The following is a 26,122-nucleotide window of genomic DNA, read 5'->3' on the forward strand; positions in this document are numbered from 1 at the left end:
CGCCCTGATCTATGGATTACAAAAATAATTAAACATTTAGTTCGTATTTTACCATAAGGAAAGAAAAATGTATTTAAAAATTTGAATACAAGCAAAAAAGGCAATAGTAAATGCTCTATTACCTTTTGGATTATACCATATCTTATTTTCTTTTTCTTGCCAAAAAAGAACCAGCTAATAAAAATGTTGGTAAAGCAGCAAGCCCAGTAATCATAAACCAATCCTTCATTACTACTGGAACTGTATGGAAAATTGGCTGTAAAGGCGGATAGTAAATGACAACGAACAATAAAGCCAAGGATGAAATAACTGCCCAAACTAAATATTTGTTGCCAAACGGATTTCTTGCAAAAACAGATTTCTCACTGCGGCAATCAAATACGTGAATTAACTGAGCCATTACTAGGGTGGAAAAGGCAATCGTTTGTGCGTATGCGAGTTCATCTGGATTTTTATTGTATACGATGATGAAGGCAATTAAAGTTACAACCCCAATCAAAAAGCCTCGTGATACTACTTTCCAGCCAAGTCCCCTAGCAAATACTCCCTCTCTAGGATTTCTTGGCTTCCGTTTCATCACATCATCTTCAGGCTGATCTAAACCTAAAGCCATTGCAGGTAAGCCGTCCGTTACAAGATTTACCCAAAGAATTTGAATAGGCACTAAAGGAAGGGGGTAACCTAGCAGCATAGCAAAAAGCATAACAAGAATTTCACCAACATTGGAAGCTAGCAAATATCGGATAAACTTTCTAATATTCTCGTAAATATTTCTGCCTTCTTTTATAGCTGCTTTTATCGTAGCAAAATTATCATCAAGCAGAACTAACGCGGATGCTTCCTTGGCCACGTCTGTCCCTGTTATCCCCATTGCTACCCCAATATCCGCAGCTTTAATGGCCGGTGCATCATTAACGCCATCACCTGTCATGGCCACAATATGTCCTCTGTTCTGCAGAGCCTTGACAATTTTCAATTTATGCTCTGGCGAAACTCTGGCAAAAACAGAAACATCATCTACTACTTCTTCTAATTCATGAACATCCATTTCTGAAAGCGCATTACCATCTAAAACCTTTGAGTTGTTTGTAAAAATACCAAGCTGACTTGCTATTGCTTTTGCGGTAATTACATGATCACCGGTAATCATGACGGTTTTAATGCCTGCGTCCCTGCACTCCTTAACAGCATCCTTTACTTCTGGTCTTGGAGGGTCAATCATGCCATGAAGCCCTATAAAAGTAAGATCTCTTTCTGCCTCTTTTTCATGTAAAATAATTGTATTTTCAGGAATTTCTTTAAATCCAATCGCAATTGTTCTTAAGGCTTGAGAGGCTAAGCTTTCAATTGCTTCTTGAATTTTATTAGAAACTTCACGAGACATAAGCTGGCGTTTTCCGTCCCAAAGTACACTTCTGGATATTCCAGCTAACACATCGGGTGCACCTTTTGTGACAATAAATTGCCTGCCCTTATGATCCTTTACGATGATGCTCATCATTTTTCTGGAAGAATCAAACGGGAATTCCTTCATTATTTGATATTGGCTTAATAAAGTGTTACGGCTGTAACCTGCCTTCATAGCCGCAACGAGCAAAGCACCTTCTGTTGGATCTCCATCGATAACATATTCATTACCTTTTTGTTTAATTTCTGCATGATTGCAGAGCATACCGAACATAAGCAATTGCTGAAGTGACTTTTCATTCTTTATTTCTATTTGCTTGTCATTTCGATAGAACTTCCCTTGAGGTTCATAGCCAACGCCATCAACACCCCATACGTTGCCGCCGCTCCAAAGATGAGTAACGGTCATTTTGTTTTGCGTCATTGTTCCTGTTTTATCTGAACAGATTACCGAAGCACAACCTAGCGTTTCAACTGCTGGAAGCTTCCTTACGATAGCCTTCTGCTTAATCATTCTTTGGACACCGAGGGATAAGGCAACCGTTACAATGGCTGGAAGCCCTTCTGGAATTGCCGCAACAGCCAATGAAACTCCAGCAAGGAACATCGTATAAAGATCATGCCCTTGTAAAACCCCGACAACTACTACAAGAACAGTTAGTAATAGGGCCACCGTGATGAGAATTTTCCCAAGCTGCTCAAGCCTGCGCTGCAATGGAGTAGTCATTGTTTCAGCCTTTTGCAGCAAATCAGCAATTTGCCCCATAGCTGTTTTCATCCCGATTGCAACGACTAGCCCTACTCCGCTTCCGCGTGTAACTAATGTGCCCATAAACGCCATGTTTTCCATGTCGCCAATTCCAAGATTTGCTGCTTTAATAGAGCCTATTGTTTTCGAAACCGGCAACGATTCGCCAGTGAGTGCAGATTCTTCCACTTCAAGGCTATTGGATTCTATTAATCTTACATCTGCCCCGATTCGATCTCCACTTGAAAACTTAATAATATCTCCAACGACAATTTCCTTTGTGGGAATCTTCATCCATTCCCCATCTCTTAAAACACTCACCTGAGGCGCCGAAAGCTCTTTTAATGCGGCTAATGATTTTTCCGCTTTTCTTTCTTGAAAAAATCCAAGCAAACCATTTATTATTACGATAGCAATAATGGCGACAGCATCTATGTATTCACCAAGGAGTCCCGAAACAAGTGTCGCTGCTAGTAAAACAAGGACCATGAAATCCTTAAATTGACTAAAAAACAAAAGTAGGGCAGACTGTTTTTCTCCTTCTTCCAGTTCATTATAGCCAAATTGTTTTCTTCGGTTTTTTACATCGTCTTTAGTTAAACCGGCTTTCTTATCAGAATTAAGGGCCTGCTCAACTTCTGTTTCATTCATTTCATGAAATCTCATCCGAACATCACACTTCCTCCATTTCTTGTAGAAAAAAGCAAATATTTGTACAAACTAGAGTTATGACCTTTATTATGAAAAGATGCCTTTAAAGTGACAGCATTCGGACCTACCACCCCTTTTAATTAGCAAACATCACCCCGAAAACAGTCTTGTCTAAAGAAAGCTTATTCAGACTCGTCCAAAAAAATGCTATTATATTTAGGAGAGCAGGATAAAAACAAATGTGGTGAAGAAACAAACGGACATTGAATCCGTTATTTCTATTAAATAATCTAAATTTAAGGCTAAACGGACACAGAGGACGCTATTTTTGAAAAAACACAAGGAAATCGATGCTTTTTTACATATTAACGGAACGTATGTCTGTAAACATCAGAAATTAACACCCTTTTCCTCAAATAACGGTCCTGTTGTCCGTTAAGCACTAATATTGCTGCCACCTTATTACGGCAAGTGTAAGAAGATATTAAATAAGAAGAGGATGTTCCCTTATGTCATTTGACGGTTTATTTACTAGGGCCATGACTGAAGAATTGACCCGTGAATTAAAAGGCGGAAGAATTAATAAAATTCATCAGCCTTATAAAAATGAAATTATTTTAGTAGTAAGAGCCAACGGAAAAAATCATAAACTCCTCCTATCTGCTCACCCAAGCTATGCAAGGGTGCAGCTGACAAATGAAACTCATGACAACCCTGCTGAGCCTCCAATGTTTTGTATGCTCCTAAGAAAACATTTAGAAGGGTATTTTCTTGAAGATATTAAGCAGGTGGATTTAGATCGGATTATGATTTTTGAAGTAAAAGGGCGGAACGAAATCGGGGATACGTCCTATAAACAATTAATTGTGGAAATTATGGGCCGGCATAGCAATATTACATTAGTCGATAAAACGAGAAATATGATTCTAGATAGTATTAAGCATGTTTCATTTGCCGTTAATTCACATAGGGCCATATTGCCTGGACACGAATACATATTGCCGCCAAGTCAGAATAAATTAAATCCATTTGAAGCAGACGAAACTGAAGTGTTGAGGCAATTGGATTTTAATAGCGGGAAGCTTGATAAGCAGCTTGTCTCAAGCTTTGCTGGAATATCTCCACTTTTCGCAAAGGAAGTCATCTTTCAGGCAGGACTAGCTAATCGGGCAACTTTGCCGAAGACGTTTTTAGCGATTTTGCAAAAAGTGAAGAAACAGCAAATACAGCCCGCTATAACAATGGGTGGTGAGAAAGAGAGCTATTATCTTTTTCCATTGACTTATTTACAAGGAAAGGCCAGGGAGTTTCAAACACTAAGCGAAATGCTTGATCGCTTTTATTTTGGCAAGGCTGAACGTGACCGTGTTAAACAGCAAGCACATGATCTTGAACGTTTTATCATGAACGAAAAAGAAAAAAATGAGAAGAAAATTGATAAGCTTTTAGCTACTTTAAAGGAAGCAGAAAATGCGGATATTCATCAGCTGTATGGCGAATTAGTTACAGCTAATATTTTTGCCATTCAAAAAGGAATGAAGGAAATCAAAGTCATCAACTACTATGATGAACATGGGGCAACCGTGACCATTCCGTTAGAGCCGCAAAAAACTCCATCGGAAAATGCTCAAAAGTATTTTACAAAATACCAGAAAGCGAAAAATGCTATTAGTATCGTAAAAGAACAGATTGAGATAGCAAGAAAAGAGCAAGCGTATTTTGAAGCATTGCTGCAGCAAGTTGAATCGGCTTCACCGAAGGATATCGAGGAAATCCGCGAAGAACTTATCGAAGGTCAATATATAAAAGATAAAAAGAAGCGAAAAAATAAAAAAGTCCAAAATGCAAAGCCTGTACTAGATCGCTATATGTCTTCAGACGGAACAGAAATATTAGTCGGAAAAAATAATAAACAAAATGACTACTTAACGAATAAGCTGGCAGGAAGAGATGAGATTTGGCTTCACACAAAAGATATTCCAGGTTCCCATGTAGTCATACGAAGCAAGGAACCAATGGAGAAAACAATTCTAGAGGCAGCATCCCTTGCAGCCTATTTCAGCAAAGCGCGAAATTCTAGCTCTGTTCCTGTAGATTTTACACAAATCAGGCATGTCAAAAAGCCGAGCGGTGCAAAGCCTGGGTTCGTCATCTATGATAATCAGCAAACGATATATGTAACCCCTGATGAGGAAACAATTCTCGCTTTAAAAAATTAATAAAAGGCAAGCCAATTGTGCTTGCCTTTTTGAATTAATTTATGCTTGTTTTCCCCATTCTACAGGGTCATTTCTCCATTCCGAAAGCTTCTTCATATCTTCTTCCTGAATATAACCTTTTTCTCTTGCAATTTCTGACAAAGTTTCAAAGTCAGTTAACGTATAAGCAGTAATATCAGCATTTTCCAATAGCTCTCTACCCTTTTGAAGCTGATAAGAGAAAATAGCTACGACCCCTAACACGATGCAGCCAGCCTTTCTAAGTGCCTCAACAGCGGTAATGACGCTGCCTCCTGTAGAAATTAAATCTTCCACGACTACGACCTTTTGGCCCGCTTCAGCCTTACCTTCAATCTGATTCCCCTGACCATGGCCTTTCGGCTTTGAACGTACATAACACATAGGAAGATCCATTAAATCACTTACCCAAGCAGCATGCGGAATACCCGCTGTAGCAGTACCTGCAATAAGTTCTGCATCTGGAAACTTCGCTAAAACCGTTTCCTTTAGCCCATTAGCAATTTCTTTACGGACGGTAGGGTAGGATAATGTAAGGCGATTATCACAGTAAATTGGCGCACGGAGACCTGATGACCATGTAAAAGGATCGTTTGGCTTTAATGCGACAGCTTTAATTTCAAGTAGGCTTTCTGCTATTTTGCGATTCATTGGTGAACACCCTCCCACGATTGTTTGAACATGAAATATTTCTCCAGCGGATTTTCTGATTTAGTAATTGAACGGCCAACAACTATCGCCGAAACACCTTCTGATTTTGCAAATTCAGGAGTGGCTACCCGCTTTTGATCCTGTACATCGTCTGACTTTAAACGAATGCCAGGTGTCACAGTTAAAAATGAATTCCCTAATACTTGAGTAATCGGGCTAGCCTCGAAAGTAGAACATACGACACCATCCATACCCGCTTGCTTAGCAAGTGATGCATAATGAAGAACAGACTCTTCTAAAGAAACATTGATTAACTGTTCTTTCTTCATTTGCTCCTCTGATGTGCTTGTTAATTGAGTAACTGCAATACAAGCAGGTCTAGCCTGTCCAGTTCCGGTTCCAGCATCTAAACCTTCAAGAGCTGCTTCCATCATTTCTTTCCCGCCTGCAGCATGTACATTAACGAGGTCACACCCAAGCCTAGCAAGTCCTTTCATCGCACTTCTCACTGTATTTGGAATATCATGAAGCTTTAAATCTAGAAAAACATCGTGGCCTTGTGCCTTCAAATCATGAACGATGCCTGGCCCCTCTTGATAATACAGTTCCATTCCAACCTTTAAAAATAACTTCTCATCTCCAAAATTCTCGAGGAATCGGAAGACTTCATTTTTACCAGCAAAATCAAGAGCGATAATAATAGATTTATCCATGCTTATTTCCAGCTCCTTCCCGTGCACTCAGAAATATGTTCGAAGCCTAGGCTTTGTAATAGTTCTGGTAATTCTTCAATAATTGTCGGGCAAACAAATGGATCAACGAAATTGGCTGTTCCTACAGCTACAGCACTTGCTCCAGCATAATAATATTCAATTACATCTTCCGCTGATTGAATACCGCCCATTCCGATGATTGGAATAGATACTCGCTGGCTAACCTCGTGGATCATCCGGATTGCCACTGGTTTAATAGCTGGGCCCGATAATCCGCCTGTTTGATTCGCTAAGATCGGTTTTCCGGTCTTCAAGTTAATTCTCATGCCAACTAAAGTGTTAATCATTGTTAAACCATCGGCACCGCCGTCTTCGATCGCTTTTGCCATATCAACTATATTTGTCACATTTGGTGATAATTTAACGTATACAGGTACTTCAGAAACTTCCTTAACCTTTTTCGTTAAGTTCTTTGCCACTTCAGGAATTGTGCCAAAAGCAATGCCGCCTGTCTTAACATTTGGACAGGATATATTCAATTCTAATGCATGGACATTTGGTGCTTTAGAAATCTCTTTAGCGACAGCAATATAATCTTCTTCCTGGGAGCCAGCAACATTAGCAATGATCGGAACATCAAATTGCTCTAACCAGCGCAGCTCTTCATTTATTACTTTTTCTAAGCCCGGATTTTGCAATCCTATTGCATTCAGCATACCAGCGGAGGTTTCCGCTACTCGTGGTGTCGGATTTCCAAATCGAGGCTCAAATGTTGTAGCCTTTATCATAATTGCTCCGAGCAAGCTTAAATCAAAAAGCTGACTAAACTCTCTGCCAAACCCAAAACAGCCTGATGCCGGCATAACCGGATTTTTCAATTGTAATCCTGGCAGGCTTATTTCTAAAGTTTTCATAATACAACCTCCCCTGCCTTGAAAACCGGACCATCACTGCATACCTTTTTATATGTGTATCCAGTAGGATCTTCTCCAGTATGACATACACAAGCGAAGCAGGCTCCAATTCCACAGCCCATTCTTTCCTCTAAGGACAGGTAAACTTTCTTATGTTTATATGCTTGTTCTAATGCTTTTAGCATTGGAGTAGGCCCGCAGGAATAGAGAATATCAAAGTTAATTTTGTCGTCTTCGATCACATTTGTGACAAATCCTTTCCTGCCATAGCTGCCATCAACTGTTGCAGCATATGTTTCCCCGAGCTGTGTAAATTGCTCATCGTAAAAAACAACATTTGATGATTGGAAGCCAAGTACATGAATAACCTTGACCCCTTTTTTTACAAGCTGCTTAGACAATTCAAATAGAGGCGGAACACCTATTCCTCCCCCAACTAAAAGTGCCGTTTCTCCAGCACTGGCCTCTTCTAATGGAAAGCCATGACCTAGAGGGCCTAGAACATCAACAGTATCACCTGGTTTCTTCTCTGATAGAATGATAGTTCCTTTACCCTCCGCACGGTAAATCATTGTGAACTCTTTCTCGTCTTTGTTTATGGCAGAAATACTAATCGGTCTTCTCAAAAGCGGGTCAAATTGTTCAGAAATCTTCAAATGGACAAATTGGCCAGGCTCATTCATTTCGTTAACAAGCTCACCTTTTAAGGTGAGCTCAAAAATACGTTCAGCAATTTCTTGTTGTGATACAACTTGACATAATTCTTTTTTTATCATTTATATACACCCCTTGTAGCAGGATTCCTCTTGCTGTTCATTCATACTGTTACTTTTCTGTTACTCCATGCAACTTGCCCATTAACCATTGTTAATACAGGCCAGCCTTTGCACTCCCAGCCTCCAAAAGGTGTATTTCTGCCCTTTGATAAAAATTGTTCAGGATCAATTTTTTCTGTATGTTCTAAGTCTAGTAAGACGATATCTGCTTCTGCTCCTACTTCAATTTTCCCTAAAGATAAACCAAAAGCTTGAGCAGGTTTTATTGTTAAATAATCAATTAATTGCTTTAAAGAGAAAATCCCTTTTTCCACGAAATGTGTATAAAGGAGTGGGAACGCTGTTTCCAATCCAACAATCCCGAATGGTGCCAGCTTCATGCCTTCTGCTTTATCCTCTGCTGAATGTGGCGCATGATCAGTAGCAATAAAGTCAATTGTTCCATCGAGAATTCCTTCAATTAGTGCTTCTTTATCAGCTAAACCTCTTAGTGGAGGGTTCATTTTATAATTCGTATCAAGGCCAGGGATGTCTTCCTCACATAATAAAAGATGATGAGGCGTTACTTCAGCCGTAACTTTAATACCTGCCTTTTTTGCATCGCGTACGACCCTTACGGATTCCTTTGTACTAATATGACAAACATGGTAATGGCAATCAGCAGCCTCAGCGAGCAATACATCCCTAGCTATATGGACAGATTCACATACAGAAGGAATACCATTCAAACCATTTGCTTTTGAAAAAGTTCCTTCATGAACGGAGCCTTTATTTATAAGCGTATTTTCTTCACAATGGGCTACAATTGGCATATTAATTTCAGCAGCACGCTTCATAGCGGCAAGCATCATCGCAGCCGATTGAACGCCAACCCCATCATCCGTAAAGGCAAAAGCCCCAGCTTCCTTAAGTGCTTGGAAATCTGTCAGCTCTTCACCAATCTCACGAATGGTAATAGATGCATATGGAAGAACTCGAACAGAAGCCGTTTCTTCAATACGTTTATTTAACTTTTCCAATTGTTCCTTAGAATCAGGAACAGGTCTTGTGTTTGGCATGGCCGCAACCGTTGTAAATCCGCCCTTTGCAGCGGACTTAGTTCCAGTCTCAATAGTTTCCTTCTTCTCGCCTCCTGGCTCGCGAAGGTGGACATGCAGATCAATAAATCCAGGAGCAATAAGCAAACCCGAAGCATCAATCGTTTCTTTTGCTTCCTTTGAAATTCCTTCTTTTATTTCAACAATCTTTCCAGATTCTATTAAGATATCTCTTCTAATGAACTCCCCTTCATTAGTTAGCAACTGCCCATTCTTTATAAGTGTTGACATCTTTACCGCCCCTTTCAGATTGTTCAAGTGCTCTTTTTAATACCGCCATTCTTACAAAAACACCATTCGTCATTTGCTTAAATATTCTTGACCGTTCACATTCTACTAAGCAATCAGCTATTTCAACATCACGATTGATAGGAGCTGGATGCATAATGATGCTTCCTGGCTTCATTTTTCTTTCCCTTTCCACAGTCAATCCGTAGGCTTGATGGTATTCTTCAGCTGTTCGATCCCCTTTAACTTCATGGCGTTCATGCTGAATTCTTAACAGCATGACAACATCGGAAGTAGCTACAGCTGTATCAATATTTTCAAAATTGACCCCATTTTCAAGAATTTCATCATCAAACCACTCTTCAGGTCCTGAAAAAACAACTTCAGCACCTAATCTTACTAAAGTATCAGCATTCGACCTTGCTACTCGGCTATGTCTGATATCACCGATAATCGCAACCTTTAATCCATGAAAGCAGCCAAATTCCTGTTTGATGGTTAATAAATCTAGAAGCGATTGTGTAGGATGATGCCCACATCCGTCACCAGCATTAATGATTGCAGCATCTGTTTTTCCATCTAAACTGTCAAAATATCGATCTTCGCTATGGCGAATAATAACTGCATTTGCTCCTATTGCTTCAAGCGTTTTAACCGTATCATAAAGAGTTTCACCCTTTTGCACACTTGATGTACTCACTTCAAATGGGATCGTATTAATTCCTAATCTTCTTTCAGCAACTTCAAAGCTGCATTTCGTCCTCGTGCTATTTTCATAGAATAAATTCGCTACAAACATATTTTTCCCAGCTGACCATGTACCACCATCTAAAAAGTATTGAGCATCTTCAAGAATTTCGTTAATTTCATTAATAGTTAATTCAGTTGTCGTTAGTAAATGTTTCATTCATAAACCCTCCCTTATCTTCTAAAAAAAACACCCTGACATTTTGTCAGGGTGCTGAAGAGTTGAAGAGACAAGTTGGCAAAAGGAAGCAATGATTTCCTTTTACCCAATCACTTCAACACCCTTTCAAATCTCTCTGGACTTACTTAAAAGGCGTTATACTGATTAACCTTATTCTAATTCTGTTTCAAACATATTATCCTTTACCGGCTCTCGGCCAGGTAAAATCAAGTTTAAAACCACTCCGCAAATCGCTGCAAGAGCCATTCCCTGGATCTGCAATGGTCCGATATCGACATGTGCTCCGCCAATGCCGATGACTAGGATGACCGAAGCAATCACTAGATTTCTTTTGTCACCAAAGTCTACTTTGCTGTCCACTAACATTCTCAATCCAGATGAGGCGATTATTCCAAACAAAAGGATTGATACTCCGCCCATAACAGGTGTAGGAATAGAGCTGATGAGAGCTGAAACTTTCCCGATAAACCCGAAGATAATCGCTAAAACGGCTGCACCGCCTAATACATACACACTATATATTCTAGTGATCGCGAGTACACCGATGTTTTCACCATACGTAGTCTTTGGCGGTCCGCCCATGATCGCTGAGATCATCGTTGCTGTCCCATCTCCAAGAAGCGAACGATGTAGACCAGGGTCTTTAATATAATCTTTGTTAACTACCTTTCCTAGGACGAGCTGGTGTCCGATGTGCTCAGAAATTGTAACGATTGCAACAGGCAGCATTAAGAGCATGAGATCTAATGTAAAGCTTATATTGTAGTCGGCGAATGGGAAAACAAAATCAGGAACTTCAATCCAGTCTGCCTCCCGAACACCTGTAAAATCAACAATTCCTACTGCAAGAGCATATACATACCCTATAATGATTCCAGCTAAGATTGGGATCATGCTTAGCATCCCTTTAAAGTAAACCGAGAAAATAATCGTTACAGCTAATGTGACAAGCGCTACAGAGAAGTGAAGCATACTATATTCGCTTGTTACCGGGTTATTCATCGCCATTCCTACTGCTGTTCCCGATAAAGCCAATCCGATAACCATGATGACTGGACCGACAACTATTGGCGGCAGAAGATTCATTAGCCAACGATAGCCGCCTTTTTTGATAATAAGAGCGACAACCCCATACAAGAGACCTACCATAAAGCTTCCGATCATCATCGCCCCAATTCCGCCTGCTTTTCCTGCCATTTGCAGCGGAATGATATAGGCGAATGATGAGCCCAGATAGGCCGGAACCTTCCATTTAGTGATCATAAGAAAGGCCAGTGTGCCGAAGCCGCTTGAAATTAAGGCTATGGCAGGATCTAAATCAACAAGATACGGAACTAATACTGTTGCGCCGAACATGGCGAATAAATGCTGTAAACTTAATGTTAACCATTGCATTGGTGATGGAACATCTTTAATGTCTAATACTGGTTTGTTCATCATATACCTCTCCTACTAGTTGATGTTCATATCTATTTCTTTTGATTTTCCCAGTAGCCATAAAAAAACCCTCATTTGCCAAATTTGCGCAAAGAGGGTACAGGTATACAGAAAAGGACATTCTGTATGTGTAATTCCCCCTTTGTCAGTCTCACAGGACTGCTTTTAAAAAGGGTTATTTAGTTTTCATATATACTTACTTGATCGACTTGATCGACTTCCTTTAATGCCACAACAATTTTCTCTGAACTTGAAGTCGGAATGTTTTTTCCAACAAAATCTGCCCTGATTGGCAATTCCCTATGTCCACGATCAACAAGGACTGCTAGTTGAATCGTAGAAGGTCTGCCGATATCCATCAATGCATCAAGAGCAGCTCTTACTGTCCTGCCTGTATAAAGAACATCATCAATCAGTATAACCTTCTGGTCATTAATATCTTTAGGTATATCCGACCCTTTGACTAGTGGTTCCTGACTCGCTGTAATTTTTGTTAAATCATCTCTATATAGCGTTATATCTAGTTCCCCAACAGCAATCTTTGTTCCTTCAATTTGCTCGATTCTTTCAGCAAGCCGAGTTGCAAGATATATTCCCCGAGTTCGAATTCCGACAAGAACACAGCCTTCAATACCTTTGTTTCTTTCTATGATCTCATGGGCAATCCTCGTTAATGCTCTCCTTATTGCTTGTTCATCAAGAACGATTGCTTTCTCTGAAATGTTAACCACCCCTTTACAAAAAAACTCTCGCCGCTATGGCGAGAGGATATAGGCGTTCATTAAGGATCAAGTCATACAATAGATGACTTGATATCTTATCCGCTTCCTTCTCAGCCTCACGGGACTGTGATTAAAGGACTTATTTAACTATAGTAATTTTATTTTACATACACTCATATGTCAATCATTATTTTTGGAGCTGTTCCATTAATTGCTCGAAATAATCCGGTAATGGGGCTTCAAATTCCATATATTCACCTGATCTAGGATGGACAAAGCCTAAAATACCTGCATGTAATGCCTGTCCGCCTATATCAAGAGTTTTTCTCGGGCCATATTTTGGATCTCCAACAAGCGGGTAGCCTATATACTTCATATGTACCCTAATTTGATGTGTTCTGCCTGTTTCCAGCTGGCATTCAATGAACGTATAATCGTTAAACCGATCGAGAACATGAAAATGTGTAACGGCTTTTTTTCCATTATCAACAACAGCCATACTTTGCCGGTCTTTCTGATCACGTGCAATAGGGGCATCAATTGTTCCGTAATCATGAGGGATTACACCATGAACGATCGCCTTATATTTTCTAGTTACAGTTTTTTCAACTAGCTGATTCACAAGACTTTCATGGGCAAGATCATTTTTTGCCACCATTAATAAACCTGATGTATCTTTATCAATTCGATGAACAATCCCTGGTCTCATGACCCCATTGATCCCAGACAAATCTTTACAATGCGCCATAAGCCCATTAACAAGTGTACCTGTTAAATGCCCAGGTGCAGGATGTACAACCATTCCTTTAGGTTTATTGACAACTAAAACATCCTGATCTTCATAATAAATATCTAAATCCATTTCTTCCGGTACAACGTCTAATTCCTCTGGTTCAGGAATTTGAATCACTATTTGATCATTCAGACTGCATTTATAATTTGTCTTTATTTTTTGTCCGTTGACGAGAACATGCTCATCCTTAATCCACAGCTGAACCTGTGTCCTAGACCATTCCTTATTTAATGATGTAAGAACCTTATCGATTCTTTCACCCGCCTGTTCCTCAGGAATGATGTGTTCCATTTTCTCCATGAGATTTCTCCTTTTTCAACGCTCTCTCTTCTAGCAGCATTTGTATCATAAGCAAAGCAACACCGATTACTAATGCGGAGTCAGCAACATTAAAGACAGGGAAATCATAGCCAAAAATATAAGTGTTAATAAAATCAACAACTTCTTTCCGGTAAACACGATCAATAAAATTACCGATCGCTCCCCCTAGCATAAAGCCTAAAGATACACCTAGCAGCAGTTTGCCTTTTGCAGCTTTTTGAATGTAATAAATAATTCCGATGATAACAATGACCGTTATTACATAAAAAAACCACATTTGGCCTTGCAAAATTCCCCAAGCCGCACCTTTGTTTCGATGAGAGGTTATATAGAGGAAATTTTTGATTACTTCCACACTTTCTCCCAATTGGAAGTTTTTGACTATAAGCCATTTTGTGAACTGATCCAGTGCAATAATTAGTAAAGCAATTATGTAATAAAACACAAAGGCAACCCCCACATTTTCATAGTATTACCTTTGCATTTTAGCACATTCTTTATAAAAAACACAGTAATCCTGTTGTTAATGAAATATCCCCTTTCTAAAGTAACAGTCGATTTTTTCATAGTCATCCAAGGATTTTATTGTTGGTACCATAGTTAGCAGCTCTTCAGGAATCAGTTCACCTGAAATTTCACATCTGCCAAAAAGACCTAATTCAATTTTATTTAATGTATCTTCCACATCTAATAGTTCTGCTTTAATGATTGGTTTAATAAGGGATGAAGAATTATTGTCCTCTAACCTTTCCATAAGTTCCATTCGTGTTTTACGGAGTTCCGAATAAAGTGGTTCTGCTTTGGCATCCATTTATGCTCCTCCGTTCTATTTATTTCTACCTATTATATCCGCTTGCATATTTAAAAGTCGGTGTAAGTTTTTACAGTGAGTACAACAATTAACAAAGGGCCAGATTCCACAAGATATACCTTGCGGAGTCTGACCCTCCTCATAAAAATATTATGCTAAGTGGCTGTATTGCGTTTTAACAACATCTGCACATCTAGGGCATAATGTATTAAATTCTTCAACCAGACCCACTTCTGGTGTAACAATCCAGCAGCGTTCACATGTTTCTCCTTCAGCTTTAGAAACAACGATCGCTGTATTTTCAAACTTAAGAGCATCTTCAGGAGCATCCTCATAATTTCCTGCTACCTCAAAACCAGAAACAATGAATAGTTGTTTAACATTCTCATCAATGGAATCAAGTAAGCTCTTCGCCTTTTCATCTACAAACATTGTTACTTTCGCTGTAAGTGATTTACCAATTACCTTTTCATTGCGCGCTTCTTCAAGAGCCTTCAAAACATCATCACGAAGTTTCATAAATGATGTCCATTTCTCTTCTAGTCCCTTAGCGTTAGGCAGTTCTTTATACTCTGGCATATCAGTTAGCTGAACACTTTCTTCTTTAACTGAAGGGATAAAGCTCCAAACCTCATCTGCCGTATGGGAAAGAACAGGTGCAACTAATTTTGTTAAGGAAATCAAGCACTCATACAGAACGGTTTGAATAGCACGACGATCAGGATGATCCTTCCCTTCAATATAGAGAATATCCTTTGCAAAATCGAGATAGAACGCACTCAAATCAAGTGTACAGAAATTATTAACAGCATGATAAATGCCGGCATACTCGTAATGTTCATAGGCTTCTCGAACAGTCTTAACTAATTTATTTAATTTTACAAGCATAAACTGGTCTACTTCTCGCAAGTTTTCAAAGGAAACAGCATTTGTGTTTGGATCAAAGTCAGCAAGATTTCCTAGTAAGAAACGGAAAGTATTTCTAATCTTGCGGTATACCTCAGTAACTTGCTTTAAAATCGCATCAGAAACACGAACATCGGCCTGATAATCTACTGAAGACACCCAAAGCCTTAAAATATCTGCGCCTAATTGATTCATTACTTTGGCTGGAATGACAACATTGCCCAATGACTTGCTCATCTTTCTTCCTTCACCATCTAAAACAAATCCATGGCTGAGAATCCCTTTGTAAGGAGCCTTTCCAGTAACAGCAACAGCTGTGGATAGAGATGAGTTAAACCATCCTCGGTACTGGTCAGATCCTTCTAAATAAAGATCAGCTGGTCTTTGCAGGTCATCTCGCTCCAATAATACAGCCTGGTGTGACGAGCCTGAATCGAACCATACATCCATAATGTCTGTTTCTTTCGTAAATTCCCCATTTGGACTTTCAGGATGTGTAAAGCCCTCTGGAAGTAAATCTTTTGCTTCTTTTTCAAACCAAATGTTTGATCCATGCTCACGGAATAGGTTGGAAACATGATTAATGGTTTCATCCGTAATAATCGGATCTCCATTTTCTGCATAAAATACAGGAATAGGCACACCCCAAGCACGCTGACGTGAAATACACCAATCTCCACGATCACGAACCATATTAAATAAACGAGTCTCGCCCCATGCAGGTACAAACTTTGTTTCATTTATAGCATCCAAAAGCTCTTTACGGAAATCTTTAATGGAAGCAAACCATTGTGCTGTTGCACGATAAATAACTGGCTTTTTTGTTCTCCAATCATGTGGATAAGAGTGGGTAATGAATGAAAGCTTTAATAACGCCCCAGCCTCATCAAGTTTTTCGGTAATTGATTTATTGGCTTCATCATAGAATAACCCTTCAAAACCCTCAGCTTCCTTCGTCATATATCCGCGGTCATCAACTGGACATAATACATCAAGTCCATATTTCTGACCAACATAGAAGTCGTCTTCCCCGTGACCAGGTGCGGTATGAACACATCCAGTACCGGCATCAATCGTTACGTGTTCTCCTAATATGACAAGAGAATCCCGTCCATATAATGGATGGACAGCAACAATATTTTCAAGTTCTGAACCTTGAACTGTTTTAACTACTTGAGGGTCCTGCCATTCTACTTCCTTCGTAACTGCTTCTAAAAGGTCAGCTGCAACAACATACTTTTGACCTTTTTCTTCCACAACAACATAGTTAAGCTCAGGATGAACAGCGATCCCTAGGTTAGCAGGAATTGTCCAAGGTGTTGTTGTCCAAATGACGATTTGCGTGTCCTCATCTAATACACCCTTGCCATCAGCTACTTTAAAGCCTACATAGATGGATGGAGAGCGCTTATCTTTATATTCAATTTCTGCTTCTGCTAATGCTGATTCAGAAGATGGAGACCAATATACTGGCTTTAAGCCTTTGTAAATATAGCCTTTTTTCGCCATTTCCCCAAACACTTTAATTTGCTGTGCTTCATATTCAGGCTTTAAGGTAATGTAAGGATTTTCCCAATCCCCTCTTACTCCTAAGCGTTTGAACTGAGTACGCTGGCTGTCAATTTGTTCATATGCATATTGTTCGCAGAGCTTCCTGAATTCTGCAACAGTCATTTCCTTACGCTTGACCCCTTTATTCGTCAGTGCCTGCTCAATCGGAAGACCATGTGTATCCCAGCCAGGAACATATGGAGCATGGTAACCGCTCATTGACTTATGGCGGACAATCATATCTTTGAGGATTTTATTTAAAGCATGGCCAATGTGAATATCACCATTTGCATATGGAGGCCCATCATGCAAAACAAACATTGGACGGCCTTTTGTACGTTCTTGAACTTTCTCATAAATATTCATTTCTTTCCATTTAGCCTGAATTTCGGGCTCACGGTTTGGTAAATTTCCACGCATAGGAAATTCTGTTTTTGGCATTAATAAAGTATCTTTGTATTCCATTTCCTTTTCCTCCCGTAGCTTTCACTAGCTTCATGATTACCATTTTTAACAACATTAAACCAATTATTGATGTGGCTAGAGCTTCTAAAAATAAAAAAACCCCCTCATCCCAAAAAGGGACGAGAAGGTATTATTTCCCGCGGTACCACCCTTGTAGATAGAATAATAAATAAACTTCTATCCGCTTTAAAAATTCTTAACGTGAATGACTCGCCCTTATCNNTATCTACTGATCCTTAAAGGATGTTCAACAAAGGAACTCAAGGGTGATCTTCCAAATCTCCGCTTACTCCAGGCTTTCACCTTCCCTGGTTCGCTGACAATGCCTGCTAAGCAATGATCTAAGCTATGAAATTTGTACTGTCCCTCTCATAGTTAATGTTCATAATTTACATTCTTTTTAAGATTATATGCGATATATTCTGCTTTCGTCAAGCTAATGAATCCTCTTCTTGAGCGGATTTTAATTCGGTAGCGTCAAGCTTATATTCCAGTAAATGATCCCAGTCATCGTTATTTAACAAATCAAGCTGAGCTTCGATTAGCATTTTAAAGCGAGTTCGGAATACCTTCGATTGCTTTTTTAATTCCTCAATTTCAAGGGCAATTTTTCTTGCCTTTGATAATGATTCATTGACAATTCTGTCCGCATTTTTCTCAGCCTCTTTAATGATAAGCTTTGCTTCCTTTTGTGCGTTTCTTCTTACTTCTTCTGCAGCCTCTTGGGCTACAATAATTGATTTATTTAACGTTTCTTCAATTGTGGTAAAATGGCCAATCCGTTCGTTTTGGTCATTTAGTCTTTCCTCTAATTCCTTCTTTTCTCTAATTAGAATTTCATAGTCTTTAATCACTTGGTCAAGAAATTCATTTACTTCATCTTCATCATAACCTCGGAATCCTTTGCTGAATTCTTTATTATGAATATCTAACGGTGTTAATGGCATCTTGGCCACCTCCCAAATTCAGTAGTAATAATTATGTACTTGGTCTAATAAATATCTATCTAATATTAATTCGACAACTTGTAGCAAAATCCTGCAATATTAATAATTATTTTTGTTTTCCCGCGGTGATTTTCCATTTATCTCTTTTCGTTTTTCCTTCTAAAGAGATAATTTTTGCACGGCCATACCCTCTAATTGAAATTATATCACTTTCTCTCACTTCAAAAGATGGATTTTCAATTAAAGTCCAATTCACCTTAGTAAGACCCTGTTGAATTAAAGTTTGAGATTTCTGCCTTGAAATATTATGAATAGCAGAAACAACTGTATCTAACCGTAAAGATGTTGAAGTTACAGATTGTTCAGACCAAATTTCGTTCGACTGAAGGGCACTGGCTAATGGCAGTTTCACTAAACTGACAGAGGCCTTGCCAATTGTGTTCAATTGCGTAGAAATATAGTGTTCAATGTCTCTAGTTACTAAAAACTGTATCCGATCATCTTCAAGAAGGATATCACCATATTTCATCCTTTTTAGCCCAAGAGACATTAGGCTGCCAAGCACTTGAGGATGTTCCAAGTTAACAAACTTTTTCGGATATTCAACTTCATATAAAGATATTTGAAAGTCTTCATCCTCTGGCTGTAAGTACTCTGGATATAACAAGGCACGCTTCCTCTCAGCCATATCAAAGCCGCCAAACAACTGTATCTTTACATCATTATTAATTCCAATTAATTGTCTGATGATTTCCTGTTCTCTTGGATCAAGAAAATCAGTTAATTTCGGTGCATATGTAATTTCCACGGAGTTCTTCCAGTTAAGAACTTGATCAATAAAACCTTTTTCTTCTGGACGAAAGTGCTGGTAAATAGACATTTACTTACAATACTCCTTTAAGTAGCATCCTTTGTTTTCATTTTACTGCCCCTCTGGAATAAGAAAACAAAAAAGGGCCTTGGAAAGAGCCCTGTAGCTTTCAAATTATGCAATCCAAACGAACAACTGGTGCAATCCGCTTGATGCAAAGCGTAGAACTAAAATAGCCACAATTGGAGATATATCAATCATACCAAGTGGTGGAATTATTTTTCTGAACGGTTCTAAGTAAGGTTCACAAATTCTTCCTAAAAATTGCCCAATTCCTGACTCCCTAGCATTTGGAAACCAGGACAATAAAATATAGATGATTAATGCCCATGAATAATAGTAAATAATCGATGTTAACACACTAAGTATAATACCCATTAAATATTACCACCTCGAACTTTCGAATTCAGTTTCTTGCATGATTTGAGAAATATTACCTGAAACCTCAATATTATCAGGGGTGCATAAGAAAATATCAGTCCCAATTTTCTGTATATCCCCGCCAATCGCATAGACGGTTCCACTTAAGAAGTCTACAATTCTTTTTGCCTGGTCCCGATCGATTCTTTGTAGGTTAACAACAACTGCTCTTCTGTTTTTCAATTGGTCAGCAATGTCCTGTGCTTCTGCATACACACGTGGTTCAATTAATACAACCTTTGATGATTTTTGCACACTTTGAAGACTGACGACATTATTCTTCTGCACGGGCTGTTTTTGAGATTGAGGCTGTTTTTGTTCGGGCTCTTCTTCCATATATTCTTCTTGTCTATCATCATATTCATCATCTAAGAAGAAAAATGTTTTAAACTTTGATTTTATGCTCATTTTACAAACCTCCTATTCCTCGTTTCCTACAAGAGCGGTTCCAATCCGGACCATTGTCGCTCCTTCTTCAATAGCAATCTCGAAGTCATTTGACATACCCATCGATAGCTCATGACAAGGTGCGTAATCTAATTCCATCTGTTGAATGTCAATCTGCAGTTTTTTAAGTTTTTGAAAACATGATCTTAGCAGTTGTTCATCAGAAGTTAGCGGAGCCATTGTCATTAAACCACATACAAGAATATTTGGATACTGACTTAACTCCTCAATAAACTTCTTAACCTCTTCAGGATGAATTCCCTGCTTTGATTCTTCACCTGATACATTGACTTGTATAAAACATTTTATTTGCTTGTTTGCACGCTTATTTATTTCTTGAGCAAGCGACAATCTGTCAAGAGAGTGAATATAGTCAACTATGCCAATGATATTTTTCACTTTTCTAGTTTGTAAAGCACCAATAAAATGCCATACCGGCTTGTCCTTGATCACTTCCCATTTCTCTAGGAGTCCATCATCTCGATTTTCTCCTAAATGGATAACACCCGCATCAAGCGCTTCAAGGGCGCGTTCAGTCGATACGTATTTGGTTACAGCGATAATCTTAATATCTTCAATATTTCGATTAGATCTTTCACAAGCATTTTTTATTTTCATTTGAATTTTTTTTAGATTTTCAATGACCTTCATTTAAAACTAGAAATCCTCCTTCCAGCCAATAAAACTCATCATTCTTCCTGTTTTCCCTTTGTCTCTTCGGTGCGAGAAGAAATCTTTGTTTTCACAGCTGGTGCATAAATTTGTTACGATTATGTTTTTTTCCATGACGCCTGATTTAATTAGAATATCTTTATTTAATTGCTTTAAGTCAAGAAAATATTGATTATCCTCTATTTGAGTATAAGGTTTAGGATGGTAATCGGCTAGGTTTTTGTCTATTATTGATATAACACGATTATCAACAATATAACATTTACCGCAAATGGATGGTCCAATTACTGCATGAATTCCTTCAATGTCCATATTTTCTTTCTTAAACATTGAAACCATTTCGCTGGCAATCCCATTGACTGTTCCCTTCCAGCCCGCGTGGGCAACACCAATTGCTCCAGTCTTTTCATGACAGAAATAAAGGGGTACACAGTCGGCGTAGCATAAGGTTAGCAGCAGTCCAGAATTTGCTGTAAAAAAGCCATCTGTTGCTTTGTAGGAATCCTCATAAAGTAAAGAGCCTCTCCCGCCGTTTTCTCTATTTACCTTTTCTATGTGTATGTCATGTGTTTGTTCTGCACTCACCCATGTATGAAGTGGGAATCCTAATCTTTCAGCCATATGTTCCCGGTTTTGTCTAACAGATTGCACTGAATCATTTACATGGAGCCCAAGGTTCAAAGAGGAATAAGCGCCTTCACTAACTCCGCCATTTTTACTCGTAAATCCCGCACGTAAACCGGGAAACTTCTCAGCCCATTCATTAATAACAAAATACTCGCTTTTTTTCAAAATAAATGGTTCCATTTATTAAACCCCATTATATTTTTCTATAGTTTACCATAATATAGCCACTCTTCACAGTTAAAAGACATTATTTACACATCTTCATCGACATCTTTCTCCATATTACCATTCTGGTAACGCACAAGGATGACATCTTCCCCAATCTTAAGGATATTTTTCCAAGGAATAATCATATCTTCATCCCGGCCAAAAAAACCTAAAACCTTCCCAGTTCCCCCAATAATAACAGCATTAATTTTCCCGGTTTGAACATTGATATCTATATCCCCAACATTGCCAAGCTTCTTTCCATTTGCTACATTTATGACATCCTTCATTTGGAATTCTGATATTCTTATCATTTCCTCCCACTCCCATCATTTCGCATCGATATAGAATATATATGACTATCCATAATAAATTATCGTATCTATTAATAGAAAAAAGAATAAGCTGCCAAAACGGCAGCTTAGCTTTGAATATTTTTATTCATTTGTTTGATGGCAGCTTTCTCAAGTCTCGAAACTTGTGCTTGGGAGATGCCGATTTCTTCAGCAACTTCCATTTGAGTTTTCCCTTGAAAAAAGCGTTTTCGCAGAATTAGCTTTTCCCGATCGTTTAACCTTCTCATTCCTTCTTTTAACGCTATTTCCTCAATCCATTGAATATCCTTACTCTTCTCATCACTTAATTGATCCACCACATAAATTGGATCTCCCCCATCATTATAAATGGGTTCAAACAAGGACACAGGGTCTTGAATTGCATCTAAAGCAAATACAATTTCCTCATGCGGCACATCAAGCTCCTTCGCAATTTCAACTGCTGTCGGCTCTCTCGATGTTTTACTCATCAATCGTTCTCTTACTTGCAATGCCTTGTAAGCAATATCCCTTAATGAACGAGAGACGCGTATCGGATTATTATCACGCAAATATCTTCTAATTTCGCCTATTATCATGGGAACAGCATAGGTGGAAAACTTAACGTTTTGACTTAAATCAAAATTATCAATAGACTTCATTAGACCGATACAGCCGACCTGGAATAGGTCATCAACAAATTCACCCCTGTTATTAAAGCGTTGGATAACGCTGAGAACTAGGCGTAAATTACCGTTAACGAGTTTTTCCCGTGCGGTTATATCCCCCTTATGCATTTGCTTGAAGAGTTCTCTCATTTCTTCGTTTTTCAAAACTGGAAGCTTTGATGTATCAACACCGCAAATTTCTACTTTATTTCGAGTCAATTCTTTCCCTCCTCATAGGAGCTGCTGTACAAAAAACAGTATTTCCTTGAGGAGGAAAAATATGCACGGCTAGAAGTTTGACTCAAACACATAATTTAGAAAAACACGATGGATTCAAGCTTTAATCCTGCATTTTTTTTATAAAAATAATTTTTTTCGAAATAATAAATTTACAGCTCTATACCATTTTATTAAATTCTTTTTTAAGCCGCTTTATTATTCGCTTTTCTAATCTTGAAATATACGATTGTGAAATGCCCAGCATATCAGCTACATCCTTTTGGGTCTTCTCTTCCCCAGTTCCTAGTCCAAACCGCAGTTCCATAATTTGCTTTTCTCTATCAGATAACTGATGCAATGCTTTTGATAAGAGTTTCTTATCTACATTTGCTTCGAGGTCCTTAGTAATAATATCTTCCTCCGTACCTAATACATCTGATAAAAGCAATTCATTTCCATCCCAATCAATATTTAATGGCTCATCAAAGGAAACCTCTGAACGAATTTTATTATTTCTTCTTAAATACATTAATATCTCATTTTCTATACACCGTGACGCATATGTAGCAAGCTTTATTTTCTTTTCGGGATTAAAGGTGTTAACAGCCTTAATAAGGCCAATGGTGCCAATACTAATTAAATCCTCAATATTGATTCCTGTATTTTCAAATTTCCTAGCTATATAAACAACTAGCCTTAAATTTCTTTCAATTAAAATGGATCTTGCTGCTTTATCACCATTCGGAAGTTTTTCTAATAACAGTTCCTCTTCTTCTTTGCTAAGAGGAGGGGGCAATGCTTCGCTTCCGCCAATATAATATACTTCATCCGTTTTAAGTCCAAGCTTCATTAATAATTTATACCAATAGTATGATAAGCGAAGTTTTAACCGTTTCATGAAATATCCTCCTCCTAAATAGAAATGTGTTACTATGCATGCTTTACATATGCCTCTGTATTAACCTTTTTTGTAGTCGTAAGCATCTTAGGATGTACAATGCATTGAAATGCATCATCTGCGGACAGCTGCTGCATTGAAAAAGAAATAAGACCTTTTTCTACCTTCATTAATTCATTTTCTTTTTCTAATTCAATGTAATCAGGCTTAATTGCAATAATTAACTGGTGTTCTTGTCCAACTACTTTGTATGGAACAATTCTCATTCTGTACTCCCAATCTGAAGATATCATTTCCTCACCTAGAATGATATTTTCTGGATTTCGGGCCATTTTTACTATATCCTCTGGAAATTCCTCAACCCTGTTTTTTAATGAAATAAACATGACGGGCATTTTAGTAATTGGATCATAAAGCTGGTTTCCGCTATCAATTAGACCTTTAAACCTGAATATTTCACCATTTATTGAAACAATGACCTTAATTAAAGTATCATATTGGATTTTTGTCATTTCAATTTGATCCATATTACGTTTAGAAAAATGCCAGGCTAATGGAAAACCAATTAATACAAATACCCAGCTGATTGGATCCCCAAACCCTTTAACACTTGCAAGCATAACCGAGGAAGAAAGCTGAAAGTCAAATTTGATAAAATAATGCACACCGATCAGTGTTCCGCCAATTAAAAACGTTATTAAATAAAAAGTCATCAAACCGTTAATAAAGTAGCGAAGCCTTTTATAACCAAACACTGTTAAAATCATGAAAATAGAGAATAACAATTTAGCAAATGGATGTGATGAGAACGTGTTCAATGGAGTAAGGGATAACAAAATTATGGCAGACCCAATTAATCCCCCTGTAAAAAGCCTCCAAAGCCTTATATCCCTTTTTAAGATAACAGCAGTTAAGTAAAGCAACAGGCTATCAAATAAAAGATTTAAAGCCCAAATAATATCTAAATAAACCTCCAATCTTCTTCCTCCTTATAGATTGGTAGGAACAAATATATGACACCTAGTAATCTTTTAAAAAAAGTATAACGTACCCTATAAGATAAAGTGTGTCACTTTCTGTAATCAAAAAGATAGAAATTTCCACTATTCCTTTCGAATTTTGTCAATATTTAGCTTTTCACAAACTAGACACTTTTGGTCTAAAAAAGTGTGATTCAAATCACACTTTCGAATTCTTTATTCCACTATAATGACGATGATAATAGAGTAAAGGGGTTTTTCAGAATGTTAGATCAAAAAACAATTGATATTATTAAGAGTACAGTTCCAGTTCTTGAACAGCATGGAGAAGAAATCACAAAAAAATTCTATGAATTAATGTTCGGCAATCATCCAGAATTATTAAATGTTTTTAATCACGCTAATCAAAAGCAAGGCAGACAGCAAAAAGCGCTTGCAAATACTGTCTATGCCGCTGCGAAATATATCGATCAATTAGAAGCGATTGTCCCTGTAGTAAAACAAATAGCCCATAAGCACAGATCTTTAGGAATATTGCCAGAGCAATATCCAATAGTAGGAAAACATTTGCTATTAGCCATAAAAGCAGTATTAGGTGAGGCTGCTACAGATGAAATCATTAGTGCATGGGAAAAAGCCTATGGAGTTATTGCCGATGCATTTATTAATGTAGAAAAGGATATGTATGATAAGGCGGGCAAACAGCAAGGGGGCTGGGAGCTTTTCAGAGAATTTAAAATTGAAAAAATCGTAAAGGAAAGTGATGTTATTACCTCCTTTTACTTTACACCAGTCGATGGAGAGCCTATCGCTGAATTTATTCCCGGACAATACATTAGTATTAAATTAAATAATATACCTAACGAACAATACACACATATTCGTCAATATAGCCTATCTCAATCACAAGATAAATCGTTCTATCGCATATCAGTTAAGAGAGAGGATCCAATTGGAAATAAACCTGCTGGAATCGTTTCAACTTATTTGCACAATAATGCCAAGGTTGGCGACATCATTGAAATCAGTGCGCCTGCTGGTGATTTTGTATTAGAGGAACAAACAATTCGGCCAACCGTTCTGCTTAGCGGTGGGGTAGGCATCACACCGATGCTTTGCATGCTCCATCAACTAGCTGATAAACAACAAGAAACTACCTTTATCCATGCAGCTATTAATGGAAATGTTCATGCGTTTGTCAATGAAGTCAAGCAAATAACCGAGAAAAGTGAATTAGTAAGAAGCTATTACTGCTATGAAAAACCAACTGCTCTTGACAAAGAAAATGGGCTCTATAGTAAAGAAGGCTATATTACTTCTGATTGGTTAAATAAAGTAATCAATAACAAAGATGCTATTGTTTATATGTGCGGTCCCGTCGGCTTTATGCAAGCTATGTATGAAGCATTAATGAAAGCAGGCATCAAAAAGGAAAATATCCGCTATGAATTCTTCGGACCGGCCATGGAATTAAAAGAGTCTCAAACTGTTTAAGT

General features: G+C 38.2%; 25 protein-coding genes and 1 other annotated feature. Of the genes, 2 read left to right on the plus strand and 23 right to left on the minus strand.

The annotated features are described in order from the left end of the window. Positions 1–142: 142 nt before the first annotated feature. Positions 143–2,821 (minus strand): calcium-translocating P-type ATPase, SERCA-type, encoded by a 2,679-nt coding sequence (locus V7127_RS06695; protein WP_335344147.1) that lies wholly within the window; start codon positions 2,819–2,821, stop codon positions 143–145. Positions 2,822–3,315: 494 nt separating this feature from the next. On the opposite strand from V7127_RS06695, the gene V7127_RS06700 reads away from it, so the two are divergent. Beyond that, positions 3,316–5,025 (plus strand): Rqc2 family fibronectin-binding protein, encoded by a 1,710-nt coding sequence (locus V7127_RS06700; protein WP_335484432.1) that lies wholly within the window; start codon positions 3,316–3,318, stop codon positions 5,023–5,025. A 39-nt stretch (positions 5,026–5,064) separates the two neighbouring features. Here the strand turns inward: V7127_RS06700 and pyrE are convergent, their stop codons facing one another. The 22 genes from pyrE to spoIIGA form a co-directional block, all read right to left on the minus strand. Beyond that, positions 5,065–5,694: an orotate phosphoribosyltransferase gene (gene pyrE / locus V7127_RS06705; protein WP_335484434.1), complete on the minus strand. Its 630-nt coding sequence runs from the start codon at positions 5,692–5,694 to the stop codon at positions 5,065–5,067. Next, complete coding sequence (gene pyrF / locus V7127_RS06710) at positions 5,691–6,407, minus strand: orotidine-5'-phosphate decarboxylase (RefSeq protein WP_335484436.1); 717 nt, start codon at positions 6,405–6,407, stop codon at positions 5,691–5,693. Before pyrF ends, pyrE begins: the two co-directional genes overlap by 4 nt. A 2-nt stretch (positions 6,408–6,409) precedes the next feature. Next, on the minus strand, positions 6,410–7,321 hold the full coding sequence (locus V7127_RS06715) for a dihydroorotate dehydrogenase (protein WP_335344151.1): 912 nt from the start codon (positions 7,319–7,321) through the stop codon (positions 6,410–6,412). Next, on the minus strand, positions 7,318–8,097 hold the full coding sequence (locus V7127_RS06720) for a dihydroorotate dehydrogenase electron transfer subunit (protein WP_438823975.1): 780 nt from the start codon (positions 8,095–8,097) through the stop codon (positions 7,318–7,320). Before V7127_RS06720 ends, V7127_RS06715 begins: the two co-directional genes overlap by 4 nt. 41 nt (positions 8,098–8,138) lie before the next feature. Next, positions 8,139–9,425 (minus strand): dihydroorotase, encoded by a 1,287-nt coding sequence (locus V7127_RS06725; RefSeq protein WP_335344152.1) that lies wholly within the window; start codon positions 9,423–9,425, stop codon positions 8,139–8,141. Further along, complete coding sequence (locus V7127_RS06730; RefSeq protein ID WP_335353340.1) at positions 9,388–10,329, minus strand: aspartate carbamoyltransferase catalytic subunit; 942 nt, start codon at positions 10,327–10,329, stop codon at positions 9,388–9,390. Before V7127_RS06730 ends, V7127_RS06725 begins: the two co-directional genes overlap by 38 nt. A gap of 171 nt (positions 10,330–10,500) precedes the next feature. Continuing rightward, the gene (locus tag V7127_RS06735; RefSeq protein WP_335346325.1) at positions 10,501–11,787 is read right to left on the minus strand and encodes a solute carrier family 23 protein; all 1,287 of its coding nucleotides are present in this window, start codon (positions 11,785–11,787) and stop codon (positions 10,501–10,503) included. Positions 11,788–11,966: 179 nt separating this feature from the next. Next, positions 11,967–12,509, minus strand: a complete 543-nt coding sequence (gene pyrR, locus V7127_RS06740; protein ID WP_335346326.1) for a bifunctional pyr operon transcriptional regulator/uracil phosphoribosyltransferase PyrR — start codon at positions 12,507–12,509, stop codon at positions 11,967–11,969. Positions 12,510–12,696: 187 nt separating this feature from the next. Next, on the minus strand, positions 12,697–13,602 hold the full coding sequence (locus V7127_RS06745) for an RluA family pseudouridine synthase (RefSeq protein ID WP_335353339.1): 906 nt from the start codon (positions 13,600–13,602) through the stop codon (positions 12,697–12,699). After that, entirely contained in the window at positions 13,574–14,068 is a 495-nt protein-coding gene (gene lspA, locus V7127_RS06750; RefSeq protein WP_335346318.1) for a signal peptidase II, read from the minus strand. The genes V7127_RS06745 and lspA overlap by 29 nt, the downstream gene beginning before the upstream one ends. 78 nt (positions 14,069–14,146) lie before the next feature. Next, complete coding sequence (locus V7127_RS06755; RefSeq protein WP_335346319.1) at positions 14,147–14,434, minus strand: hypothetical protein; 288 nt, start codon at positions 14,432–14,434, stop codon at positions 14,147–14,149. Between the two features lie 150 nt (positions 14,435–14,584). Continuing rightward, positions 14,585–17,356 (minus strand): isoleucine--tRNA ligase, encoded by a 2,772-nt coding sequence (ileS, locus tag V7127_RS06760; RefSeq protein ID WP_335346320.1) that lies wholly within the window; start codon positions 17,354–17,356, stop codon positions 14,585–14,587. A gap of 112 nt (positions 17,357–17,468) precedes the next feature. Further along, positions 17,469–17,738: a binding site (T-box leader), on the minus strand. A 49-nt stretch (positions 17,739–17,787) separates the two neighbouring features. After that, positions 17,788–18,303 (minus strand): DivIVA domain-containing protein, encoded by a 516-nt coding sequence (locus V7127_RS06765; RefSeq protein ID WP_066289301.1) that lies wholly within the window; start codon positions 18,301–18,303, stop codon positions 17,788–17,790. Between the two features lie 106 nt (positions 18,304–18,409). Then, complete coding sequence (locus V7127_RS06770) at positions 18,410–19,183, minus strand: RNA-binding protein (RefSeq protein WP_335346321.1); 774 nt, start codon at positions 19,181–19,183, stop codon at positions 18,410–18,412. Positions 19,184–19,288: 105 nt separating this feature from the next. Continuing rightward, positions 19,289–19,552 carry a YggT family protein gene (locus V7127_RS06775; RefSeq protein ID WP_066289306.1) on the minus strand — a complete coding sequence of 88 codons (264 nt, stop codon included), beginning with the start codon at positions 19,550–19,552 and terminating at the stop codon, positions 19,289–19,291. Between the two features lie 6 nt (positions 19,553–19,558). Further along, complete coding sequence (locus tag V7127_RS06780) at positions 19,559–20,002, minus strand: cell division protein SepF (protein ID WP_335346322.1); 444 nt, start codon at positions 20,000–20,002, stop codon at positions 19,559–19,561. 12 nt (positions 20,003–20,014) lie between these two features. Next, on the minus strand, positions 20,015–20,692 hold the full coding sequence (locus V7127_RS06785; RefSeq protein WP_335346323.1) for a YggS family pyridoxal phosphate-dependent enzyme: 678 nt from the start codon (positions 20,690–20,692) through the stop codon (positions 20,015–20,017). Positions 20,693–20,698: 6 nt separating this feature from the next. After that, on the minus strand, positions 20,699–21,520 hold the full coding sequence (gene pgeF / locus V7127_RS06790) for a peptidoglycan editing factor PgeF (RefSeq protein ID WP_335346324.1): 822 nt from the start codon (positions 21,518–21,520) through the stop codon (positions 20,699–20,701). A gap of 71 nt (positions 21,521–21,591) precedes the next feature. Continuing rightward, positions 21,592–21,861, minus strand: a complete 270-nt coding sequence (locus tag V7127_RS06795) for a YlmC/YmxH family sporulation protein (RefSeq protein WP_335355282.1) — start codon at positions 21,859–21,861, stop codon at positions 21,592–21,594. Between the two features lie 107 nt (positions 21,862–21,968). Then, complete coding sequence (sigG, locus tag V7127_RS06800; RefSeq protein WP_066289326.1) at positions 21,969–22,748, minus strand: RNA polymerase sporulation sigma factor SigG; 780 nt, start codon at positions 22,746–22,748, stop codon at positions 21,969–21,971. Between the two features lie 178 nt (positions 22,749–22,926). Further along, positions 22,927–23,646, minus strand: a complete 720-nt coding sequence (sigE, locus tag V7127_RS06805) for an RNA polymerase sporulation sigma factor SigE (RefSeq protein ID WP_335355281.1) — start codon at positions 23,644–23,646, stop codon at positions 22,927–22,929. 32 nt (positions 23,647–23,678) lie between these two features. Beyond that, positions 23,679–24,623: a sigma-E processing peptidase SpoIIGA gene (gene spoIIGA, locus V7127_RS06810; protein WP_335355280.1), complete on the minus strand. Its 945-nt coding sequence runs from the start codon at positions 24,621–24,623 to the stop codon at positions 23,679–23,681. 267 nt (positions 24,624–24,890) lie between these two features. Here spoIIGA and hmpA point away from each other — a divergent pair, with 267 nt between their 5' ends. Beyond that, positions 24,891–26,120, plus strand: a complete 1,230-nt coding sequence (gene hmpA / locus V7127_RS06815; RefSeq protein ID WP_335354294.1) for an NO-inducible flavohemoprotein — start codon at positions 24,891–24,893, stop codon at positions 26,118–26,120. Positions 26,121–26,122: the final 2 nt, after the last annotated feature.

The organism is Bacillus sp. JJ1773 (genome assembly GCF_036962035.1).
In the GTDB taxonomy this organism is placed as follows: Bacteria; Bacillota; Bacilli; order Bacillales; family Cytobacillaceae; genus Cytobacillus.

Excerpts from the sequence above, each read along its gene's own strand:
- pyrE (WP_335484434.1), bottom strand. The coding sequence starts at position 5,694 with ATGAATCGCAAAATAGCAGAAAGCCTACTTGAAATTAAAGCTGTCGCA.
- V7127_RS06725 (WP_335344152.1), bottom strand. The coding sequence starts at position 9,425 with ATGTCAACACTTATAAAGAATGGGCAGTTGCTAACTAATGAAGGGGAG.
- V7127_RS06785 (WP_335346323.1), bottom strand. The coding sequence starts at position 20,692 with ATGAAGGTCATTGAAAATCTAAAAAAAATTCAAATGAAAATAAAAAAT.
- ileS (WP_335346320.1), bottom strand. The coding sequence starts at position 17,356 with ATGGAATACAAAGATACTTTATTAATGCCAAAAACAGAATTTCCTATG.
- V7127_RS06795 (WP_335355282.1), bottom strand. The coding sequence starts at position 21,861 with ATGATAAGAATATCAGAATTCCAAATGAAGGATGTCATAAATGTAGCA.
- sigE (WP_335355281.1), bottom strand. The coding sequence starts at position 23,646 with ATGAAACGGTTAAAACTTCGCTTATCATACTATTGGTATAAATTATTA.
- V7127_RS06700 (WP_335484432.1), top strand. The coding sequence starts at position 3,316 with ATGTCATTTGACGGTTTATTTACTAGGGCCATGACTGAAGAATTGACC.
- V7127_RS06780 (WP_335346322.1), bottom strand. The coding sequence starts at position 20,002 with ATGAGCATAAAATCAAAGTTTAAAACATTTTTCTTCTTAGATGATGAA.
- pgeF (WP_335346324.1), bottom strand. The coding sequence starts at position 21,520 with ATGGAACCATTTATTTTGAAAAAAAGCGAGTATTTTGTTATTAATGAA.
- V7127_RS06755 (WP_335346319.1), bottom strand. The coding sequence starts at position 14,434 with ATGGATGCCAAAGCAGAACCACTTTATTCGGAACTCCGTAAAACACGA.
- V7127_RS06745 (WP_335353339.1), bottom strand. The coding sequence starts at position 13,602 with ATGGAGAAAATGGAACACATCATTCCTGAGGAACAGGCGGGTGAAAGA.
- V7127_RS06695 (WP_335344147.1), bottom strand. The coding sequence starts at position 2,821 with ATGAGATTTCATGAAATGAATGAAACAGAAGTTGAGCAGGCCCTTAAT.
- V7127_RS06715 (WP_335344151.1), bottom strand. The coding sequence starts at position 7,321 with ATGAAAACTTTAGAAATAAGCCTGCCAGGATTACAATTGAAAAATCCG.
- V7127_RS06720 (WP_438823975.1), bottom strand. The coding sequence starts at position 8,097 with ATGATAAAAAAAGAATTATGTCAAGTTGTATCACAACAAGAAATTGCT.
- V7127_RS06775 (WP_066289306.1), bottom strand. The coding sequence starts at position 19,552 with ATGGGTATTATACTTAGTGTGTTAACATCGATTATTTACTATTATTCA.
- hmpA (WP_335354294.1), top strand. The coding sequence starts at position 24,891 with ATGTTAGATCAAAAAACAATTGATATTATTAAGAGTACAGTTCCAGTT.
- V7127_RS06735 (WP_335346325.1), bottom strand. The coding sequence starts at position 11,787 with ATGAACAAACCAGTATTAGACATTAAAGATGTTCCATCACCAATGCAA.
- pyrF (WP_335484436.1), bottom strand. The coding sequence starts at position 6,407 with ATGGATAAATCTATTATTATCGCTCTTGATTTTGCTGGTAAAAATGAA.
- V7127_RS06770 (WP_335346321.1), bottom strand. The coding sequence starts at position 19,183 with ATGTCTATTTACCAGCACTTTCGTCCAGAAGAAAAAGGTTTTATTGAT.
- V7127_RS06765 (WP_066289301.1), bottom strand. The coding sequence starts at position 18,303 with ATGCCATTAACACCGTTAGATATTCATAATAAAGAATTCAGCAAAGGA.
- V7127_RS06730 (WP_335353340.1), bottom strand. The coding sequence starts at position 10,329 with ATGAAACATTTACTAACGACAACTGAATTAACTATTAATGAAATTAAC.